Raw genomic sequence first — 2,708 nt, 5'->3', positions numbered from 1 at the left:
CCTCGGCGATTCTTACGCTGATGTGGCGCAACACCGAGACTGGCGAGGAGATCACCCCGGGCCCCCCGGACTATGTCGCTTTTACCGCCACTACAAGCGCGGGCGTCCTAGTGGCGGGCGACCTCACTAGCGCACTGGCTACGGAGCCGTGTTTGGGGGATCACGGTCGAAGGAACGTCTGGCCCACGGACGATCGCTGGCTCGGAATGGACGGACACCCCAACCCTCACATTGCACGCGGTCAACGATTCGAGTCGGAAGCTCGGGCTGGCTATGACCGACCCTGGGATGTCGATAGACCTCGGCATCCCGATTGAGAAAGTCCGAGCGGGGGAATGTGACTTCGCAGAGGTTGGCCCCGCTGGAATTGCTGACTTCTTCAACACGGTGACCGCCCGGCAGGCGAGCATTCGGCTCAACCATCACTCCGATGACGACAGCGCGGTCCCCGATGACCTGCCGATCCCGCGCCCTCTGACGATGAGCCTTTCCGGAGGCGACCAGGATTTCACGGGGGGCGCTAATCGACCCGCCTTTCGAGGGGATGTCGGCCGTACAAAGGAGCTGACCTGACAGCTACGGTGAAACCCATGCTTGGCTACTCGATGACAGCGTCGCGCATCCTCCACCCCGAGCGGCTCGCGCGCACTGTGAGCGCGAGTGCGGCGCCGAAGGAGAAGGGCATCTACTGCTGGTGGTTCGCGCCTGGAAGCCTCCCGGTGCCGGCCGCACCATACGCGAAGGCTGACGGCTTCGAACTGCTCTATGTCGGCATCGCACCCAGCTCTTCGACGAGCAAGAGCCTGCTCCGACCGCGGCTCGTCCGGCATGCGACCGGCGATGCTTCACGGTCCACACTCCGGCTGACACTCGGTGTGCTTCTCGCGGACGAACTGGGCCTCACGCTCGGCATTCACAAGAGGCGGCCGAACTGGGGGCCGGACGGAGAGGCGACGCTCAGCCGGTGGATGAGCGAGCATGCCCGCATCGCCTGGGTGGTCCATCCTGAGCCGTGGACGGTGGAGGACGATCTTCTCGCCAACGCGACGCTCGCGCTCAACATCGACGGACGCTCCGACTCGTTCGCCCGAGAGTTGAAGGGCAGGCGGACCGACGCGCGAAAAACTGCTCGCGCGGTCGTTTGAAGCGCCTGCCACCTCGCCCTGATTGTGTCCGAAACGCTCAATAGAATCGGGGGACTGGCCCGCTCGGAAGGTACCTCGATGGCGAAACGTCTCACAGCCGGTCGTAATGAAGTCGGCGTGCTCTGCGACATCCGCGAGACAGCACAGAGGGTCGGCGAAGAGGTGCGGGGCTTCCCCACGGGGAGGTTCGTTGAAGGCGAGCAGGCGAAGAACGCCAAGCGTCCGGACGTCATCATTGCGCAAGCTGATGGGAACCCGGAAGTCACCGCGTCCGGTGAAGCGAAGAGGCCCGAGACGGAGCGGCTTACCTGATGGCATCGCCTGTCGTCGTGGACGGGCGGCTCGACCGCGAGAAGCTCCTGGAGTTGCTCGCGATCGGCGCTGAGCATGACGAGCTGGACTTTAAGGCGACGCTCGACCTGCAAACTCCCAAGCACAGACTGGGTCTTGTCCTCGACATCATCGCAATGATGAACGCTGCGGGCGGGTTTATCGTGCTTGGCGCCCATGACAACGGCAAGCCAGCCCATGACCGTGACCCGCTCGATGCGCCCCGGTTCGACTCCGCAAGTCTGGGCGCCCTCGTCGCGCGACATATCGCTGCTCAGCCACGAGTTACGTCTCAGGCGCACGTCATCGAAGAGCGCACACTTGTGCTCATACATGTCGCGCCGTCTGTCTCTGGTCTGCCGGTCATCGTAAGCAAGGTCGGCGAGTACGACTCAGGCGACGGCAAGACGAAGACGGGGGTTTTCCAGCAGGGCGTCCTTTACACCCGCGAGGGCACGCGGAACATCCCGGCCTCCGACGTTCATTGGGATGCCCTGCTCAGCCGGTATCGAGCGAACGTCATCGCTGAGGCGCGCGAGAGCGCCGACCTTCTCATCCGCCGGTTCGTGGAGGGTCTCAGCTCGACCACCCCGGGCGCTCCGTCCTTGCCGCCTCTTCTCCTGGAGATGGACCCGGACTCCTTCGTCGAAGCCTTCCGTCAACACATCGACGCGGGTAGTGACGCAACAATAAACCGCTTCATCCGTGAGGCGCGGAGAGATTCCAGTTATCAACAGGCGGCGAACCCCAATGAGCGTGCCGCCGTCCTCGACAAGCTCGCTTTGGTCGCCATCGAGGCGATGCGGTCAGGGCGCAGCGACCTCTTCGACGCGGTTATCTCCGCGCTTCATCGCGTCTACGAGTCGGGCGGCCCCGTCGGCGAATATTCGACCACGATCGTGAATGTGTTCGAGATACCGATTGCAGAACACTGGCAGCAGATTCTCGTCCGCGTGTGGCTCATCGGCGCGGCTGCTGAGCGCGAGAGGGACTGGTCGGCTCTCGCGAGCCTCGTCCAACGCCCCATCCAACTTGGGACCGACGAGAAGTACCCCTCGTGGCTCCGCCACGGTATTGTCTTCGCGTCCCGTGCTCGACTCTTCGCCGATGAGAACCGAGGCGGTGCGCTCGTCGTGTCCCTCGCACGCGAGCACGCGACCGAAGTTGAGGTCCTCGCCGATGACATCCTGCTGAGGGACGCCGCCGACCCAGTGGATGAGCTGCTGGACTCGC

At 64.0% G+C, this 2,708-nt stretch carries 3 protein-coding genes; all 3 read left to right on the top strand.

The window, feature by feature from the left end; all coding sequences use genetic code 11:
- Positions 1–590 precede the first annotated feature (590 nt).
- Positions 591–1,145 carry a GIY-YIG nuclease family protein gene (locus ASG00_RS12735; RefSeq protein ID WP_056210072.1) on the top strand — a complete coding sequence of 185 codons (555 nt, stop codon included), beginning with the start codon at positions 591–593 and terminating at the stop codon, positions 1,143–1,145.
- Between the two features lie 78 nt (positions 1,146–1,223).
- Positions 1,224–1,457 carry a hypothetical protein gene (locus ASG00_RS12730; RefSeq protein WP_156454747.1) on the top strand — a complete coding sequence of 78 codons (234 nt, stop codon included), beginning with the start codon at positions 1,224–1,226 and terminating at the stop codon, positions 1,455–1,457.
- Positions 1,457–2,708, top strand: a 1,252-nt coding sequence (locus ASG00_RS12725) for an AlbA family DNA-binding domain-containing protein (protein ID WP_082483248.1), incomplete at its 3' end; no start/stop codon positions are given. The genes ASG00_RS12730 and ASG00_RS12725, both read left to right, overlap by 1 nt.

The organism is Microbacterium sp. Leaf351, assembly GCF_001423825.1.
Lineage (GTDB): Bacteria > Actinomycetota > Actinomycetes > Actinomycetales > Microbacteriaceae > Microbacterium > Microbacterium ginsengisoli.
This window is presented reverse-complemented; position numbering and strand designations above follow the sequence as displayed.